We start from the raw sequence: 16,049 nt of genomic DNA, 5'->3' as shown, positions 1-16,049 counted from the left end.
GCCTACGACGTGGGGTCGCGGGGCGCGAACCGCCAGGAGGGCTGCGACGACGGCGACTACACCATGTCACGGTGGACGTCACCGACACCGGGCCGCCGACCTCTCCTGTCACCCACGCCGGCAACGGCATCACCGGCATGCGCGAGCGTTCGGCAGGCTACGGCGGGACGGTGCCGGCCGGACCGCTGCCCGGCGGCGGCTGGGGCGTGCACACCCGTCTCGTCTTCGGCGGCCCGGCGGCGTCCGCATGACGATCCGCGTCCTGATCGCCGACGACGAGGCGTTGCTGCGCATGGCGTTCAGCACGGTCCTGGAGGCCCGGCTGGACCTGGTACCGGTCGGCGAAGCCGAGGACGGCGCCGACGCATGCCGGTGACCGACGGGATCGAGGCGATCCGGCAGATCATCCGGAACCGCCCGCAGACCAGGGTGCTGATCCTCACCACCTGCCCGACGCCGCCGCCACCGCCCGCGACGAGCGGCTGAGCAGGCTCAGCGCCCGTGAGCGCGAGGTGCTCGTCCAGGTGGGCTCCGGCCTGTCCGACGCCGAGATCGCCGCCACCCTGCACCTGGCGGAGGCGACTATGAAGTCCCACCTGGGGCGGATCCTGCACAAGCTCGAGCTCCGTGACCGGATCCAGGCCGTGATCTTCGCCTACGAAAGCCGCCTCATCCACCCGGCGTGACATCGGTGGGTATCACTGGCGGGCCCGTCGGACGGTGGCGCTCTTCAACGCCAGCAGGCTCTCCGCGGTGTCGGTGATGGTGTCCTCGATCGGCCGGGGTGACCAGCCCAGCAGGCGCTGGGCCTTCTCCGACGTGGCGTCGAAGTTCTTGCCCAGCTGCGGACGCAGGACACGCATCGCCGGGTTGACCCGGGCGAGGGCCCGCGCGGCCCACAGCGGCAGTTCCCGCGTCGGCACCTTCGCCGCGCGCTCGCCCAGCCGTGCGCGCAGGATCGCCGCGACCTCGCGGACCCAGAGGCTGTGCCCGGAGATGGCGATGAACCGCTGTCCGGCCGCGGCCGGGTCGGTCATGGCGCGCAGGTGCAGGTCGGCGACGTCGCGCACGTCGACGAACCCGCTCGCGAACGGGGGCGACGCCGGCAGCTCGCCGTCGAGCATCCGCTGCACCAGACCGAGCGACGGCGAGTAGTCCGCGCCCAGCACCGGCCCGAACACACCCACCGGGTTCACCGCGGCCAGTTCCGGTCCGCCTGCCGCGACGAACTCCCACGCCGCTTTCTCCGCGAGGGTCTTGGACTTCTGGTACGGCGGGATCCCACCGTCCACATCGGTCCAGTCGTCCTCGGTGAAGACGCGCGTGGCCTCGGGGTGGCCGTAGCCGATCGCGCCGAACGCCGAGGTCAGCACGACCCGCTTCACGCCGGCGTCGCGGGCCGCCCGCAGGACCCGCAGCACCCCGTCGCGGGCCGGGACGACCATCTCGTCGTCGTTCTCGGGCACGCTCGTCAGCGTCGGCGAAGCGACGTGCAGCACGTAGTCGCAGCCCTCCACCGCCTCGCGCCAGCCGGCGTCCTGCTGGAGATCCGCCTGCAGGACGGTGACTTTCGCGTCGTCGGCCGCGCCGCCGGCGCGCAACATGGCCCGCAGCTCGGGCTCCCTCTTCAGGTTCCGCACGGTGGTGCGTACCGAGTGCCCGTCGGCCAGCAGCGCGAGCACGCACCAGCTGCCGATGTAGCCCGAGCCGCCGGTGACCAGGACTTCTGCCATGATTTGCACCCTTTCGAAGTGATCGTGGACCGTGCGGGTCAGACCGCGCGGCGGTAGCCGGCCGAGCCGACGCCGTTGATCCGCGTGCCGCCCTGTTGCAGCGGAACGGCGATCGTCGCGAGCCACGGGAAGGGGTAACCGAGGTCGGGAGCCGCCACGTCGTCGAGCTTCCGCAGCCCGTCCTCGGGGATGGTGACGCGCAGGGATTCGAGGTTCGCCTCGAGCTGGGCCACCGAGCGGGCGCCGATGAGCGTGGACGTGACGGGAGCCTGCTGCCGCACCCAGGCGAGCGCGACCGCGGCGACCGTGGTGTCCAAGCGGTGCGCGAGGTCGCGCAGGACGTCCAGTACCTCGAACGCGTGGGTGCCGTCGAGCTGGGCCTGGGCCAGCGGACCCCGGCCGGAGCCGGCGGGCGTCGGGTTTTCGCGGGTGTACTTGCCGGAGAGCACGCCGCTGGCCAGCGGGCTGTAGGGCAGGACGCCGAGACCGAGTTCGCGGGCCAGGCCGAACAGCTCGCCTTCGACCGTGCGGCGCACCAGGGAGTACTCGACCTGCAGCGCCACGATCGGCGCCCACGCGCGGAGTTCGGCGATCGTGGCCATCCGCGACGCCGCCCAAGCCGGGGTGTTCGAGAGGCCGGCGTAGCGGATCTTCCCGGCGCGCACCAGGTCGTCGAGGGCGGCGAGCGACTCTTCGAGCGGGGTGTGCCGGTCGAGGCAGTGCTGCCAGTAGAGGTCGATGTAGTCGACGCCGAGGCGGCTCAGGGAGGCGTCGACCTGCTGGAAGATCGCTTTGCGGCTCGCGCCGCCGCCGTTCGGGTCGCCGGGGTGCATGTTTCGCGCGTACTTGGTGGCGAGGACGACGCGATCGCGCAGGCCGGGGCGCGCGGCCAGGTACTCGCCGATGATCCGCTCGGACGCGCCTTCGGAGTAGCCGTTGGCGGTGTCGATGGTGTTGCCGCCGGCGTCGAGGAACCGCGCGATCACGTCTTTCGACACGTCGGCGCCGGAACCCCAGCCCGGGTCGCCGAACGTCATCGTGCCCAGGGTCAGCGGGCTGACTCGCAGGCCGGAGCGGCCGAGGGTGCGGTAGTCGTCGAGTTCCATGCCGGGGAAACCTTCCTGAGCCGGCGAGCCGTAAGTGGAGCGCTCTCCAGTTAAGGTAGTGGAGAGCGCTCCGGTTAGCAAGCGCGGTAGTGGAGGAGTCTCCGGATAGGGTGGGCGCAACACGGACAGCAGGGAGGGCACGTTGGTTCGCTCGGACGCTCGTGAGAACCGGGCACGCATCCTGCAGGTCGCCCGCGAGGCCTTCGCCGAGGGCGACGACACCTCGATGAACCAGATCGCGCGCCTCGCCGGTGTCGGCCCCGGCACCCTGTACCGCAACTTCCCCACCCGCGAGGCGCTCGTCCTGGCCATCTACGAAGACGAGGTCGACGGGCTCGTCGAGTCCGTCGCGGAATCGCTGGCCACGTTGCCTCCGCTGGAGGCGCTGCGGAAGTGGACCACCGACCTGGTCGACGCGATGCGCAAGAAGCACGGTCTCGGTGACGCGCTCAGCCCCGGCGCGCACCAGACGATCACCGAGCGGACCTACGGCCCGGTCATCGCCGCCATCACGCTGATCCTGGACGCGGGCAAACGCGACGGCACCATCCGCGCGGACGCCGACGCCCGTGACTTCCTGCAGCTCACCGGTGCGCTCTGGCGTGCCGCTTCCGGACCGGAGGACAGGTCGCCGTCGATGCTCGCCCTGATCCTCGACGGACTGAGTCTCCGCCGGGGCCCTGCCGAATGACGTGACGCCGTCGCTCGGGGGCGCAGGCGTGTGCCGATCTCGCTCCCGAAATCGTGGCTGAAGTGGCTTTGGCAATCATGATTCGCCCGCGTTTCACCGCCTTGCTGACAGCGCATGGCGGGAGATGTTGCGATACGACCGGTAGGCGCACGCTCTACTGTGCGCGACGATCGGGAGATCACTGCGAGGGGTCGGCAAAGCTAACCGGTGGAGGGGTCATGGCAGAGGGCGGCTCGGGAAACGATTCCTGTCCCGTGGCACACGCTTATCCGTTCAGCCCTCCGCACGCGCTCGACCTCGATCCGACGTACGCGCGCCTTCGCGCGGCCGATCCGGTGGCCCGGGTCCGGCTGCCGTACGGACGGGACGGCTGGCTGGTCACCAGGTACGCCGACACGCGGACCGTGCTGGCCGACAGCCGGTTCAGCAGGGAAGCCGTTGTGGGCGTGGACATTCCCCGCGTGCGTCCGGAGCTGACCGACCAGGCCGGGTCGTTGCTCTCCCTCGATCCGCCGGCGCACGGCCGGTTGCGGCGGCTGGTGGCCAACGCGTTCACCAAACGCCGGGTGGACACCCTGCGCCCGCGCATGGAGCGCGTGGTGAACGATTTGCTGGACAAAATGTGCGCGGCCGGGCGGCCCGCCGATTTCGTGCGGCACGTTTCGGTGCCGCTGGCCGTGACGACGATCAGCGAATTGTTCGGCATTCCCGAAGCGGGCCGGCCGCGATTTCACTCTGGCGCCGCGGCCGCGTTGTCGACGTCGGCGATGAGCCCGGAAGAACGCCGCGCGCACCGCGCGGACCTGAACGACTACCTCGTCGAACTGGTCGGCCGGCGCCGTCGCGAACCGGCCGACGATCTGCTCGGCACCCTGGTGGCGGCCCGCGACGAGCGCGACCGGCTGTCCGAAGCGGAACTGGTGCAGCTCGCCTGGGTCGTCCTCGTCGCGGGGTACGACGCGACGATCAACCAGATCGGCAACATGGTGTGGACGCTGCTGAGCGAGCCGGACCGCTGGGCCGCGGTCGTGCGCGAGCCCGACCGGCTGACCGCGCGGATCGAGGAACTGCTGCGCTTCATCCCGCTCGGTGTCGCCGCCGCCTTCCCGCGGATCGCCACCGAGGACGTGGAACTGAGCGGTGTCACGATCCCCGCGGGTGACGCGGTGCTGCTGCTGGTGCACGCGGCGAACCGGGACCCGGACGTCTTCGCCGATCCGGAGGTGCTCGACCTGGACGGCGAATCGGGCGCGCACCTCGCGTTCGGCCACGGGCCGCACCACTGCGTCGGGGCGCAGCTGGCCAGGATGGAGCTCGAGGTGCTGCTCAGCACGCTCGTGCGGCGGTTCGGCGGGCTCGAGCTCGCCGTCGCGGCCGACGACGTCCCGTGGCGCGCGGGCGGGATGTTCCGCGGTCCCCGCGAGCTGCTCGTGACCTGGTGATCCGCCGGGCGCTCCAGCGCGAGCCGGCTCTCACGGGCTGAGGACGTCCGTGACGCCGGCCGGCACCGTCCCGGCGAGCAGCGCGCCGAACGCCTTCGCGATCGCCTCCGGGCCCTGCTGCCGGCGGATGGTGAGCCAGGCGGTCGCCGACTCGAGGAACCGCTGCTCGGCCTCGTGGTAGCGGGCGTAGAACCGGCTCTCGCCGTCGTCCGCCACCATCCGCTTCTCCGCCCACGGCGCGAAGAAGAACTGCGGCTTCGGGTCGGTCAGCGCGGGTCCGTGCTGCTGGGAGTCCGGATGGGTGAAGCCGACCAGCGCGACGTGCCCCAGCGCGCCGGCGAACCGCTCGTGGACGTCGGTGATCACCCGGTGGGAGCCGGTCAGGTCGACCAGCACCGCCGGCGCGAGCACCGAAACCGCGGCCGGCTCGTCGTAGCGGGCCACCGAGCCGTAACAGCCGATCCCGGCGGCGAAGCCGTGGTTGGCGGCGGAGGTGAGCCCGGCCGCCGGCAGGCCGGTGTCCCGGGCCAGCAGGTGGGCCAGCCCGATCGCGGTCCGGCTGGACGCGCTCGTGATCAGCGCCGACTTGATCCCGTCGGCCGCCAGCCCGGCGACGAACGCGGCGAGGGTGAACGACGCCGGGAAGATCGGCCGGAACACCGCCCGCTGGTCGTCCAGGTCGTCCGGTTCGGCGGCCGGCTGGAACGTCCGGTACCAGGCCGGCATGAAGGCCCGGTCCGGATCGGCGTCCTCGAACCCGCGGGACGTCGGCAGCGCCTCGACCGTGTGGTGGGTCCCGATCGGCACGAAGCCGAAGTGCCTGCTGCCGACCGGGATGGCGGGGTTGCGCGAGTCGATCACCCGCACGAACGCCCACACCGGCACCCGGCCGTACCCCGCCGGGGCCGGAAAAGCGTTCCAGTACGGCAGTGTCTGGTCGCCGAGCCGGGCGTAGGTGACCACGTTCATGGTCAACGCGAACTTCTCGACCGCGAGCCGCACGGCACCCGGCGCGAGCGTGGGGTGTGCCGCCGCCCGCGGGCCGCTGACCGTCAGGTCGGCCCGCCGCACCCACAGCTGCCAGTTGTCCACAGTGGACATCGAAGCTCCCTGCCGGAGATCGTGCGCGTGACCGGGCGAGCGTCCGGCGCTCCAGCCCATCGTGGCCGCCGGGCGGTCCCGGTCACGTCTCGCGGGTTGCGGACCCGCCGCGGCTCGGGCAGGTCAGCTGTTGTCGCCCGTGCTGCGGAGGTGCTCCTTCACCTTGGCGATCGCGAAGCCCCAGCCCTGGTCCACCGTCGGCTTCGGCGGCACGGACATCTCCTCGGGGTTGGTCAGGACGTCCAGCAGGACCGGGCCTTCGGTGCTCAGCGCGCGCCGGACGGCCTCGGCCAGCTCGTCCGGGTCGGTGACCCGGATCCCCGTGATGCCCAGCGCGGTGGCGACGGCGGCGAAGTCCGGGTTGTCCAGCTCGGTGCCGAACTCGGGCAGCCCGGCCTGTTCCTGCTCGAGCTTCACCATGCCCAGGCGCCGGTTGTCGAAGACCACGAGCTTCACCGGGAGCCGGTAGGTGCGGATGGTCATCAGGTCGCCGAGCAGCATGCTGAGGCCGCCGTCGCCGCAGAACGCGACCACCTGGCGGTCGCGGTCCTGGAACTGGGCGCCGATCGCCTGCGGCATCGCGTTGGCCATCGACCCGAGGTTGTACGAGCCGAGCAGCCGGCGCGATCCGGTCATGTGGACGAACCGCGAGAGCCACACCGTGGCCATCCCGGTGTCGGAGGTGAACACGGCGTCCGGGGCGGCGTGCTCGTCGATCAGCGCGGCCAGGGCCTCGGGCCGGATCTGGTGGTCCTGGTTGTCGAAGACCGAACGGACCTTCCCGGCCAGGCTCTTGTCGTGGCCGGGGGCGGCCAGCCGCGCCTGCCCGGCGTGCCAGCGCTCGAAGTGCGCGCGGGTGTCGTCGAGGTGCTTGCGGGACGCCTGCGGCGACAGCCGCGGCAGCAACGCGGCCACGGTGGGGGCGACGTCGCCGACCAGGCCGAGCTCGACGGGGACGCGGCGGCCGATGTGCTCGGCCACGGCGTCCACCTGGATGACCTTCTTGCCAGTCGGGTACCAGGCGCGGTACGGGAAGTCGGTGCCCAGCAGCAGCAACAGGTCGGCGTCGTCCATCGCCTGCGCGGCGGCGGGGTTGCCGATCAGGCCGGTCTGACCGACCTGGAACCGGTTGTCGTCCTCGAAGCCCTCCTTGGCCTTGAGGGTGAGGACCATCGGGGCGCCGAGGCGGTCGGCCAGCGCCAGCACGTCGGCACGGCCTTGGCGGGCGCCGCGCCCGACCAGCAGGGTGACCTTCTCCGCCGCGTTGAGCAGCTGCGCGGCGGCGTCCAGCGCCGGGTCGTCGGGGCGGGTGCTGCGCTCGGCGAGGGAGAACCGCGGCTCGCGGTCGGCGTCGACCTTCTGGTCGCCGATGTCGCCGGGCACGGTGAGCACGGCGGGACCGCCGCGGCTGACGGCCGTGCGGACGGCGATCTCCAGCAGGCCGGGGATCTGCTCGGCGGAGGTCACGGTGGCGCGGAAGACGGCGACGTCCTTGAACAGCAGGTCGTTGTCGACCTCCTGGAACATGTCCGTGCCGACGTCGGCGAGCGGGACCTGCCCGGCGATGGCGAGCACGGGCGCGTGGCTCTTCGCGGCGTCGTAGAGGCCGTTGAGCAGGTGCACCGACCCGGGGCCGACGGTGCCCATGCAGACGCCGATGGTGTCGCCGAGCTGCGCCTGCGCGCCGGCGGCGAACGCGGCGACCTCCTCGTGCCGGCAGCCGACCCACTCGATGCCGTCGGTACGGCGGATCGCGTCGGTCAGCGGGTTGAGCGCGTCTCCGACGACGCCGAACACGTGGGTGACGTTCAGCTGGACGAGGCTGTCGATGACGACCTGGGCGACGGTGCGGGTCACGGAGCTCTCCTGGGGTGGGTCAGAGGGTGAAGTGGTCGGGGTCGGCCGCGGCCCAGTCCTGCGCCCACTCCCGCGGGGGTCCGGACAGCAGCTGCTCGGGCTCGAGCCAGTCGTAGAGTTCGGCGTAGGACCGCACCCGGTGGGGATCGACGCGCCGGCGCAGCATGTGCGGCCGCAGCTCGGCGGGGAACCGGACGCCCATCGACGCCATGATCTGCTGGGCGCCGGTCACGGTGGAGCGCTGGAACCGTTCCACGCGCAGGGATTTGTCGGCGACGTCCAGTGCGCGGGCGCGGCGGGCGTCCTGGGTGGTGACGCCGGTCGGGCAGGTGTTCGTGTGGCAGCGCTGGGCCTGGATGCAGCCGACCGCGAACATCATCGCCCGCGCCGCGTTCGTGTAGTCGGCGCCCTGCAGGAGGCGTTTGACGATGTCGGCGCCGGTGGCGACCTTGCCGCTGGCGCCGATCTTGATCCGGTCGCGCAGGCCGGTGCCGACGAGTGCGTTGTGGACGGTGATGAGACCCTCGGTCAGCGGCGTGCCGATGTGGTCGGCGAACTCCAGGGGTGCGGCGCCGGTGCCGCCCTCGGCGCCGTCGACGATGATGAAGTCGGGTGTGACGCCTTCGGCCAGCATGGCCTTGCAGACGGCGAGGAACTGGCGCCGCGAACCGACGCACAGCTTGAACCCGGCCGGCTTGCCGCCCGCGAGCTCGCGCATCGACGCGATGAACCGGATCAGCTCGCGGGGTGTCGAGAACACCCGGTGGTACGGCGGGGAGATGACGGTCTCGCCCTGGGGGACGTCGCGGACCCGCGCGATCTCGGCGTTCACCTTGCCGCCGGGCAGCACGCCGCCGATCCCGGGCTTGGCGCCCTGGGACAGCTTCAGGGACACGCACTTGACCGAGTCGTGGGCGGCCTTCTCGGCGAACTCCGTTCTGTCGAAATCACCGTCGGCGGTCCGGCAGCCGAAGTAGCCGGTGCCGATCTCCCAGACGAGGTCGCCGCCGTGGCGCAGGTGGTACTCCGAGAGGCCGCCTTCGCCGGTGTCGTGGGCGAAGCCGCCGAGCGCGGCCCCTTTGTTGAGCGCCAGGATCGCGTTGGCGGACAGCGAGCCGAAGCTCATCGCGGACACGTTGAGCAGGGCCATGTCGTACGGCTTGGTGCAGTCCGGACCGCCGATCCGGATCTTCGGCGGCTCGTCCGGCGTCGCGATCGGCGCCATCGAGTGCACCAGGGACTCGTAGCCGTCGGCGTAGACGTCGCGCTCGGTGCCGAACGGCGCTTCGGCGTCGGTGCCCTTCGCGCGCTGGTAGACGATGCTGCGGATGTCGCGGTCGTAGGGGCGGCCGTCGAAGTTGCGCTCGATGAAGTACTGCTGCAGCTCGGGCCGCAGTGCTTCGAGCAGGAAACGCAGGTGCCCGAGGACGGGGTAGTTCCGCAGGACCGAGTGCTTGCGCTGGAGGAGATCCCAGCACCCCAGACCGGCGACGAGGAGCAGCGGCGCGGCGAGGAACCACCACCAAGCGCTGACGGACAGCGCGAGCGCGGCGACGCCGAGGGAGACCAGCGACAACGCACCTACCGCAGCGAATCTGAGCACGGAACCGAAGCTATCCGGACGGCCGGTCGAGCGCAGGTCGAGCACGCCGATCAGGGCCGTTGCCTACGCCGATGGGGCATTCGTCCCCTCGTCGGAGCCGCCTCGGCTTCAGATCCGGACAGACCGCTGGGCTCCGGCGAGACGGCCCCACAGCGTCGCGGCGGCGATCGAGACGGCCAGCAGCGTCACGCTGCCTGCGACGTCGAGGACGTAGTGGTTCCCCGTGGTGAGCACGTCCGCCACCATGAGCAGCGGGAACGACCACGACAGCAGCGCCAGGCGGGGATGCGTGCCCCGGAGCGCGGTCCACGCGGCGTACGCGCACCACAACGCCCAGCCGACGTGCATGCTGGGCATGGCCGTGTAGTGGCTGGGGCTCGTCCAGCTCTCGCGGCCGGCCTGGCCCAGGATGTCGTACCTGGCCACGATGTCGACGGCGCCCGGCAGCGCGAACCGCGGCGGCGACATCGGCACCGCCCAGTAGACCGGCAGCACGAGGGCCGTCATCGCGATCATCGTCCGGCGGACCTTGCGGTAGACCTCGGCGTGCCGGAGGAACACCCACAGCAGGGTGCCGGCGACCACCGCGTAGTACAGCCGGTACAGGTACACCGCGAGGTGCGCGAGGACGGGATGTTCGGTCAGCCAACCGTTCGCGCTGCGCTCGACGTCGAGGTGCAGCGCGTGTTCCGCGGACTGGAGGGCCAGCGCGTGGGCGTTGGCGGCCGCGAGGTCCCGGCCCACGACGGCGTCGAGACGCGTGAAGAGCAGGAACCAGAGCAGCAGGAAGATCAGCTCGACGAGCACGCCGGGATGGCCATCGGTACCGCGGAGCAGGGTTCGTGTGAGCCGGCCGGGAGCGGCCGCCGCGTCGGCCATCGGCGGGGGACGTCGGCGGTGGCCGTCCGGCGGCGGGTTCACGCGGTCACCCTAGCCGCCCGCGGCCGCGGGAATCCGTCGGTTCCGGCGCGTTCTCCGGGGGATGATGGCGGTGTGCGCACGCCTTTCGAAGAGCTGCCGGACGTGGCCCGGGTCGTCCTGGTCGTCGGCGTCGCCGCCTTCGCGGCGGGTGAACTCGTCCAGGCGTTCCGCACGCGCGGCGGCGCGAAACTCGTCAACGTGCCCGCGGAACTCGGCTTCCGGGTGCTGTTCCTCGGCGCGATCCTGCTGTGGCCGATCGGCCGGGCGGTCGTCCCGGCCGCCGGTATCGGTGGCGGCGCGGGGCTGGTCACGGCCGGGCTCGTGCTCGGGTGGCTCGGCCTGCTCCTGCGCTGGTGGTCCTTCCACAGCCTCGGAAAGTACTTCACCGTGACGGTGCAGACGAGTGAAGACCAGCCCGTCGTGGACCGGGGTCCCTACCGGGTCCTGCGGCACCCGAGCTACACCGGCCTGTTGCTGATCTTCGCCGGCGGCGGCCTGATCGCGGGCAACTGGGTCAGCGCGGCGGGCCCGGTCGTGGTGCTGCTGATCGCCCTGGTCCACCGCATCCGGATCGAGGAACACGCCCTCGGCGAGGCGCTGGGCAGCCGTTACCGGCAGTTCGCCGCCGACCGCGCCCGGCTCGTCCCTTATGTGTGGTGACCTCGCGATCCGCGCGGTGTGCGGGCGTGCCGGAGGTTAGGCTGGCGCCCCGACGAACCGGGGCCGGTCAGCGGCCGTCCGCGAGGAGCAGCCGCCGCCATGTCAGCCGACCGTGCCGAGGCCCGTACCCGTCATCCCCGCCACCAGCGCCGCGGTGAGGCGCGGCTGCCCGCCGCCGTCGCGACGCTCGTGGCCATCGCGCTCTACCTGGCCCTGCCGGAACAGCTGCTGGTCGCGCCGCGGTTCGTGGTGCCCGCGCTGGAGATCGCGCTGCTGGTGCCGCTGATCGCGATCAACCCGCGGCGCGTCACGCGGCAGACCCGGCTCTCCCGGATCCTCTCGCTGGCGCTGGTCGCGGTCGTCGCGCTCAGCAACCTGGGCGCGCTGGGGCTGCTCATCCACGACCTGGTCGCCGGCGCGGCCGGCGACGGCAAGGCGTTGCTGCTGGGCGCGTTGCAGGTGTGGCTGACGAACGTGATCGCGTTCGGCCTGGCCTACTGGGAGCTGGACCGGGGCGGCCCGGTCAGGCGCACCCAGTCCGGCCGGGCCGACCTGCCGCTCGCCGACTTCCGGTTCTCGCAGGACGAGAACGCCGACACCGTCGAGGAGGTCGCCGAGGGGTCCAGCGTCAAGTCCGACTGGGTGCCGGCGCTGCTGGACTACCTGTACGTGTCGGTGACCAACTCGACGGCGTTCAGTCCCACCGACACGATGCCGCTGTCCTCGCGGGCGAAGGTGCTGATGGCGGTGCAGAGCGTCGCGGCGCTGCTGACGTCGTTGCTGGTCATCGCCCGCGCGGTCAGCGTGCTCAAGTAAGCGCGTTGATCGGTGATCCCTCGGCGACCCGGAACCCCTCGGCTTCCAGCTGCCACGTCACGACGGTCCGCACCCGCGGGTCGTCGTCGACGACCGGGACCCGCCGCCCGGGCGTCCATCGCGGGCTCCTTCACCGACGGCCGGCCGCCACGGCGCGGCCGTCGTCCGTGGTGCCTCACCTGCGGCGCGGTGGCCAGGTCCGGCGGATCCGGCGGGGTGCGGTCAGAGGCCGATGGTGTCCGCGAGGCCCGCGACGTGGTCGCGGAGGAACGCTTCCTTGTCGCTCACCGTGTCCGCCGCGTACTGGCCGAAGGCGTCGAACAGGATGGCGCCGGTGACCGCCGACCACAGGCCGTAGACCCGGGCGACGTTGCTCGCCGGCATGTCGAGGCCGTGCTGCTGGCGCAGGCGTTCCATGTCCGCGCGGACCGGCTGGCTGAGCGTCGCGTCCACCTTGCGCAGCTTGCCCGTTCGCCACGCGTCCTCGGCCAGCCGGCCGAGCGCGGCGACGACCCGGGTGCCCGGCCCCACCGTCTGCTCGCCGGGTGCCTGGTAGCCGAGCACCGGCGTGCCGTAGAGCAGGGCGAACCGGGACGGTTCGCGCACCGCCCAGGCCCGCGCGGCGAGCACCGCCGCCTCGAGCCGCTTCCGGTGCGATCGGCGTGACGCCGCCTCGATGGCGGCGTCGACCTCGTCGGCCAGTTCGTCGTAGGCGTCGATGATCAGCAGCGTGATGAGCGCTTCGCGGTCGCGGACGTAGCGGTAGAGCCCGGAGGGCACGACGCCGACGTCCCGGGCCACCCCCCGCAGCGACAGATCGGCCGGGAGCACCGTTTTCAGGTGCTCCCGGCCGACGCGCACGACGTCGCGCATCATCTGTTCACGCGCCGACTGCCGCGGGGTCACCATGGGCCGACCTTAGTGTCCACGCCGGACGAGCCGCCACGACCGCCACCCGCGGCAGACGACGTAGGCGAAGATCGTCGACAGCGCGACCCAGGAGTCGGTGATCGACGACTGGCCGCCTTCGGTGGTGTGGATGATCGTGAGGGCGAGGATCGCCGCCGCCACCTTGTGGGCGATGACCATCTCCCAGATCGCCGGGGCCTGTCTCGGCCGGAACGCGAGCATCGTCCACATCGCCGTGAAGACGAGGTAGCCGAAGGTCCGCCAGCCTTCCACCATGAGGCGGTCGTCGGTCGTCGCCGCCATCAGGAACAGGCCGTGGACGAACACCGCGAAGGTGGTCACGGCGTTGAAGGCCATCAAGCCGCGGCCCACGAGGTCCCAGCGGCGGGTGGGAACGGCGGCGGCGAACGTGGTGGTGGTCATGGGGTTGTCCCTTCTCCGGTGAAAGCGAGAACACTGTTCTCGATCTGGGATCCAGGGTGGCGCCTGTGCGCGCCGAAGTCAAGAACAGTGTTCACAAAAGTGAGCACTGTTCTCGAATGGGCTGATGGGCCTGCGTAACCGGTCGCTTGCGGACAGACACCCTGCGGCAAACCCGTGGTCGTGGCCGCGGATCGCGGCCACGATAGGGCGTCATGGCGTTCACCGAAGCACCTGATCCCGGCCACGCGCGCACGCTGGCCGAGCTCATCGCCCGGCTGCGGCTGCTCAAGACGTGGGCGGGCGACCCGTCGTACGCGCAGATCGCCGAGCGGGTGAACCGGCTCTGGACGGCGGCCGGGCGCCCGCCCGCCGAGCGCACCGCCCGCACGACGGTCGCCGACTGCTTCAAGACCGGCCGCGCCCGGCCCAATACCGACCTGGTGCTGGCCGTCGTCGAGGTGCTGCACCCGGACCCGGGGTACGTCGCCGGCTGGCAGGACATGCTGCGCGTCGTCCGCAGCCGCGCGGAGGCGGCGACCTTCGTGCAGGCCCAGCTCGGCCTGCCCGAGGCGATCCCGCACTTCACCGGGCGCCGGGTGGAGCTCGCGCGGCTGTGCGCGGCGCTCGGCGACGCCGCGGGCGGGCAGGCGTCGGCGATCGCGGGCATGGCCGGGGTCGGCAAGACCGGGCTGGCCGTGCACGTCGGCCACGAACTGCTGCGCACCGGCCGGTTCGACGACGCGCTCTTCGTGAACCTGCGCGGGTTCCACCCCGACCTCGGCCGGCCGCCGGTGGACCCGGCCGCGGTGCTCGACTCCTTCCTGCGGCTGCTGGGCGTGCCCGGGCACGCCGTCCCCGCCGACCTGCCGGGCAAGGAGCGGGTCTACCGGGAGCGCTCGGCCGGGCGGCGGCTGCTGGTTGTGCTCGACAACGCCCACAGCGAGGACCAGGTCCGGCCCCTGCTGCCCGACGCGCGGGGCGGCCCGGTGCTCGTCACCAGCCGGCTGGCGCTGCCCGGGCTGGCCGGTGCGCAGGTGCGGCTGGACGTGCTGAGCCCGGACGAGGCGCTGGCCTACCTGCGGCGCACCGTCGGCGCGCAGCGGATCGACCAGGAACCCGGCGTGGCCCGGGCGATCACCGCGGAGCTCGGCCACCTGCCGCTCACGCTGACGCTGGCCGCGTTGCGGATGACCGCGCCGGCCCACCGGTCGTGGCTGCTGGCCGACCACCTGGAGCGGCTCGAGCAGCGGCGGGCGCACCTGCGCCTGGACGACGCCGTGGACGCGTCGATCAGCCTGTCCTACGACCACCTCGGCGAGCCGGAACAGCGGGCCCTGCGGCTGCTCGCCCTGCACCCGGGCGCGGACCTGGACGTCTACGGCATCGCCGCGCTCACCGGCACCGGCCTGGAGGAGGCGACCCGCACCGCCGACCGGCTCGCCGCCGCGAGCCTGGTCCGGCGTCGCGAGGCCGACCGGTTCGAGCTGCACGACCTCATCCGCGCGTTCGGGATGGCGCGGGCCGAGGACGAGGACGTCTCCGCCGGCCGTCGGGCCGCGCTGGCGCGGCTGCTCGACTACTACGCGTTCGCCGCCGCCACGGCGATGGACCACTACGCGCCGCGCGTGCGCGACCACCGGCCGCACGTCCCCGACCCCGGCCTGCCGATCCCGCCGGTGACCGACCGGGCGTCGGCGGCGGCGTGGCTGGAGGCCGAACGGGCCAACCTGGTCAGCGCCGGCCTGCACGGGGTGGCGTCGGGCCACGCGGGACTGCTGTCGCGGATCCTGTTCCGGTACCTGCAGACCGGCGGCCACATCCGGGAAGCGCTGGCCCTGCACACGAGCGCGACGGAGTCGGCGGACCCGGTCGCCCGCGGGCACGCCCTGCTGAGCCTCGGGGCCACCCACAGCCAGGTCGGCCGCTACGAGGTGGCGACCGGGTTCGCCGAACAGGCGCTGGCCTGCTTCCGCGGCGCCGAAGACCGCTCCGGCGAGTGCCGCGCGTTAGGCACGCTGGGCGCGATCGCCTCCTGGAACGCCGATTTCGCGCGCTCGGCCGGGTTCCTGCAAGGGGCCTTGGCACTGGCCCGCGAGATCGGCGCCCGGGCGGGCGAACGCACCGCGCTCACCAACCTCGGCTACGTCCACGGCCGGCTGGGCCGCTACGACGAGGCGCTGGAGAGCCACCTGAAGGCGCTGGCCATCGACCAGCAGACCGGCGACCTGAGCGACATGGGCCGCACCCTGCTCAACATCGGCGACACGCACCTGAGGTCCGGCCGGGGCGCGGAGGAGGCCTGCGGTTTCTTCCGCCGCGCGACGGCCATCGCCCAGCAGGCGGGCGACCGCGACCTGCACCTGGAAGCGCTGCTGTGCCTCGCGGACGTCTCCCTGGACCTAGGCCGCACCGGCCAGGCGAGGGTGTCGCACGAGTCCGCGCTGGCGATGGCGGTGGACCTGGGCATCCTGCACCAGGCCGCCCGCGCGCACCTGGGCCTGGCCCGGGCGTGGACCGCAATGGGCGACCCACGGCGAGCCCACCAGCACTGGCTAGCGGCCCGCGACCACCACCGCGAGCTGGGCTTGCCGGAACCGCCGGAGATCCCGGAGCCCGCGGCCCGTTCGGTCACCACCGGCGGCTGACGCCCACCCGCCACCCGCCGGGCCGCCGCCGCGGCTCGGCCGACCGTCCGCGGCAGAGGTCACCGAGGTTGAGGACGGCCGAGATCCGCCCCCAATCACGCGAGTCACGCCCCCGATCACGAGACACGCGCCCAGTCACGCG

The 16,049-nt window shown here is 72.4% G+C and carries 16 protein-coding genes; 8 read left to right on the top strand and 8 right to left on the bottom strand.

Annotated features, from left to right (window positions below):
• Positions 1-71 precede the first annotated feature (71 nt).
• From MUY22_RS47670 to MUY22_RS49900, 3 genes are all read left to right on the top strand, one after another.
• The gene (locus MUY22_RS47670) at positions 72-251 is read left to right on the top strand and encodes a hypothetical protein (protein ID WP_371827558.1); all 180 of its coding nucleotides are present in this window, start codon (positions 72-74) and stop codon (positions 249-251) included.
• Positions 248-376 carry a hypothetical protein gene (locus MUY22_RS49905; RefSeq protein WP_371827557.1) on the top strand — a complete coding sequence of 43 codons (129 nt, stop codon included), beginning with the start codon at positions 248-250 and terminating at the stop codon, positions 374-376. The genes MUY22_RS47670 and MUY22_RS49905 overlap by 4 nt, the downstream gene beginning before the upstream one ends.
• A gap of 136 nt (positions 377-512) precedes the next feature.
• Entirely contained in the window at positions 513-686 is a 174-nt protein-coding gene (locus MUY22_RS49900; protein WP_371827556.1) for a response regulator transcription factor, read from the top strand.
• A gap of 12 nt (positions 687-698) precedes the next feature.
• Here the strand turns inward: MUY22_RS49900 and MUY22_RS47660 are convergent, their stop codons facing one another.
• Entirely contained in the window at positions 699-1,733 is a 1,035-nt protein-coding gene (locus MUY22_RS47660; protein ID WP_247054974.1) for an aldehyde reductase, read from the bottom strand.
• A gap of 38 nt (positions 1,734-1,771) precedes the next feature.
• Positions 1,772-2,839, bottom strand: a complete 1,068-nt coding sequence (locus MUY22_RS47655; RefSeq protein ID WP_247054972.1) for an aldo/keto reductase — start codon at positions 2,837-2,839, stop codon at positions 1,772-1,774.
• Positions 2,840-2,981: 142 nt separating this feature from the next.
• Between MUY22_RS47655 and MUY22_RS47650 the strand changes: the two genes are divergently transcribed.
• Complete coding sequence (locus tag MUY22_RS47650) at positions 2,982-3,530, top strand: TetR/AcrR family transcriptional regulator (RefSeq protein ID WP_247054970.1); 549 nt, start codon at positions 2,982-2,984, stop codon at positions 3,528-3,530.
• 254 nt (positions 3,531-3,784) lie between these two features.
• Complete coding sequence (locus MUY22_RS47645; RefSeq protein WP_247054968.1) at positions 3,785-4,972, top strand: cytochrome P450; 1,188 nt, start codon at positions 3,785-3,787, stop codon at positions 4,970-4,972.
• Positions 4,973-5,002: 30 nt separating this feature from the next.
• Here MUY22_RS47645 and MUY22_RS47640 read toward each other — a convergent pair whose 3' ends face one another.
• From MUY22_RS47640 to MUY22_RS47625, 4 genes are all read right to left on the bottom strand, one after another.
• Positions 5,003-6,073, bottom strand: a complete 1,071-nt coding sequence (locus MUY22_RS47640; RefSeq protein WP_247054966.1) for a DUF2855 family protein — start codon at positions 6,071-6,073, stop codon at positions 5,003-5,005.
• A 123-nt stretch (positions 6,074-6,196) separates the two neighbouring features.
• Positions 6,197-7,930: a thiamine pyrophosphate-dependent enzyme gene (locus MUY22_RS47635; RefSeq protein ID WP_247054964.1), complete on the bottom strand. Its 1,734-nt coding sequence runs from the start codon at positions 7,928-7,930 to the stop codon at positions 6,197-6,199.
• A 19-nt stretch (positions 7,931-7,949) separates the two neighbouring features.
• Positions 7,950-9,533 carry an FMN-binding glutamate synthase family protein gene (locus tag MUY22_RS47630; protein ID WP_247054962.1) on the bottom strand — a complete coding sequence of 528 codons (1,584 nt, stop codon included), beginning with the start codon at positions 9,531-9,533 and terminating at the stop codon, positions 7,950-7,952.
• 108 nt (positions 9,534-9,641) lie between these two features.
• The gene (locus tag MUY22_RS47625; protein WP_247054960.1) at positions 9,642-10,454 is read right to left on the bottom strand and encodes a phosphatase PAP2 family protein; all 813 of its coding nucleotides are present in this window, start codon (positions 10,452-10,454) and stop codon (positions 9,642-9,644) included.
• A 72-nt stretch (positions 10,455-10,526) separates the two neighbouring features.
• On the opposite strand from MUY22_RS47625, the gene MUY22_RS47620 reads away from it, so the two are divergent.
• Together MUY22_RS47620 and MUY22_RS47615 are read left to right on the top strand one after the other, a co-directional pair.
• Positions 10,527-11,114, top strand: coding sequence for an isoprenylcysteine carboxylmethyltransferase family protein (locus tag MUY22_RS47620; protein WP_247054958.1), 588 nt, complete (start codon positions 10,527-10,529; stop codon positions 11,112-11,114).
• A gap of 99 nt (positions 11,115-11,213) precedes the next feature.
• On the top strand, positions 11,214-11,930 hold the full coding sequence (locus MUY22_RS47615; RefSeq protein WP_247054956.1) for a hypothetical protein: 717 nt from the start codon (positions 11,214-11,216) through the stop codon (positions 11,928-11,930).
• Between the two features lie 222 nt (positions 11,931-12,152).
• Here the strand turns inward: MUY22_RS47615 and MUY22_RS47610 are convergent, their stop codons facing one another.
• Positions 12,153-12,839 carry a TetR/AcrR family transcriptional regulator gene (locus MUY22_RS47610; protein ID WP_247054954.1) on the bottom strand — a complete coding sequence of 229 codons (687 nt, stop codon included), beginning with the start codon at positions 12,837-12,839 and terminating at the stop codon, positions 12,153-12,155.
• Positions 12,840-12,848: 9 nt separating this feature from the next.
• Positions 12,849-13,262: a hypothetical protein gene (locus tag MUY22_RS47605; protein WP_247054952.1), complete on the bottom strand. Its 414-nt coding sequence runs from the start codon at positions 13,260-13,262 to the stop codon at positions 12,849-12,851.
• 212 nt (positions 13,263-13,474) lie between these two features.
• Here MUY22_RS47605 and MUY22_RS47600 point away from each other — a divergent pair, with 212 nt between their 5' ends.
• A complete protein-coding gene (locus tag MUY22_RS47600; RefSeq protein ID WP_247054950.1) occupies positions 13,475-15,907 on the top strand; it encodes a tetratricopeptide repeat protein in 2,433 nt (810 codons plus the stop codon).
• The last annotated feature ends 142 nt before the right edge of the window (positions 15,908-16,049 follow it).

It is taken from the genome of Amycolatopsis sp. WQ 127309, assembly GCF_023023025.1.
GTDB lineage: Bacteria > Actinomycetota > Actinomycetes > Mycobacteriales > Pseudonocardiaceae > Amycolatopsis.
This window is presented reverse-complemented; position numbering and strand designations above follow the sequence as displayed.

Excerpts from the sequence above, each read along its gene's own strand:
- MUY22_RS47660 (WP_247054974.1), bottom strand. The coding sequence starts at position 1,733 with ATGGCAGAAGTCCTGGTCACCGGCGGCTCGGGCTACATCGGCAGCTGG.
- MUY22_RS47640 (WP_247054966.1), bottom strand. The coding sequence starts at position 6,073 with ATGTCCACTGTGGACAACTGGCAGCTGTGGGTGCGGCGGGCCGACCTG.
- MUY22_RS47605 (WP_247054952.1), bottom strand. The coding sequence starts at position 13,262 with ATGACCACCACCACGTTCGCCGCCGCCGTTCCCACCCGCCGCTGGGAC.
- MUY22_RS49905 (WP_371827557.1), top strand. The coding sequence starts at position 248 with ATGACGATCCGCGTCCTGATCGCCGACGACGAGGCGTTGCTGCGCATG.
- MUY22_RS47615 (WP_247054956.1), top strand. The coding sequence starts at position 11,214 with ATGTCAGCCGACCGTGCCGAGGCCCGTACCCGTCATCCCCGCCACCAG.
- MUY22_RS47655 (WP_247054972.1), bottom strand. The coding sequence starts at position 2,839 with ATGGAACTCGACGACTACCGCACCCTCGGCCGCTCCGGCCTGCGAGTC.
- MUY22_RS47600 (WP_247054950.1), top strand. The coding sequence starts at position 13,475 with ATGGCGTTCACCGAAGCACCTGATCCCGGCCACGCGCGCACGCTGGCC.
- MUY22_RS47610 (WP_247054954.1), bottom strand. The coding sequence starts at position 12,839 with ATGGTGACCCCGCGGCAGTCGGCGCGTGAACAGATGATGCGCGACGTC.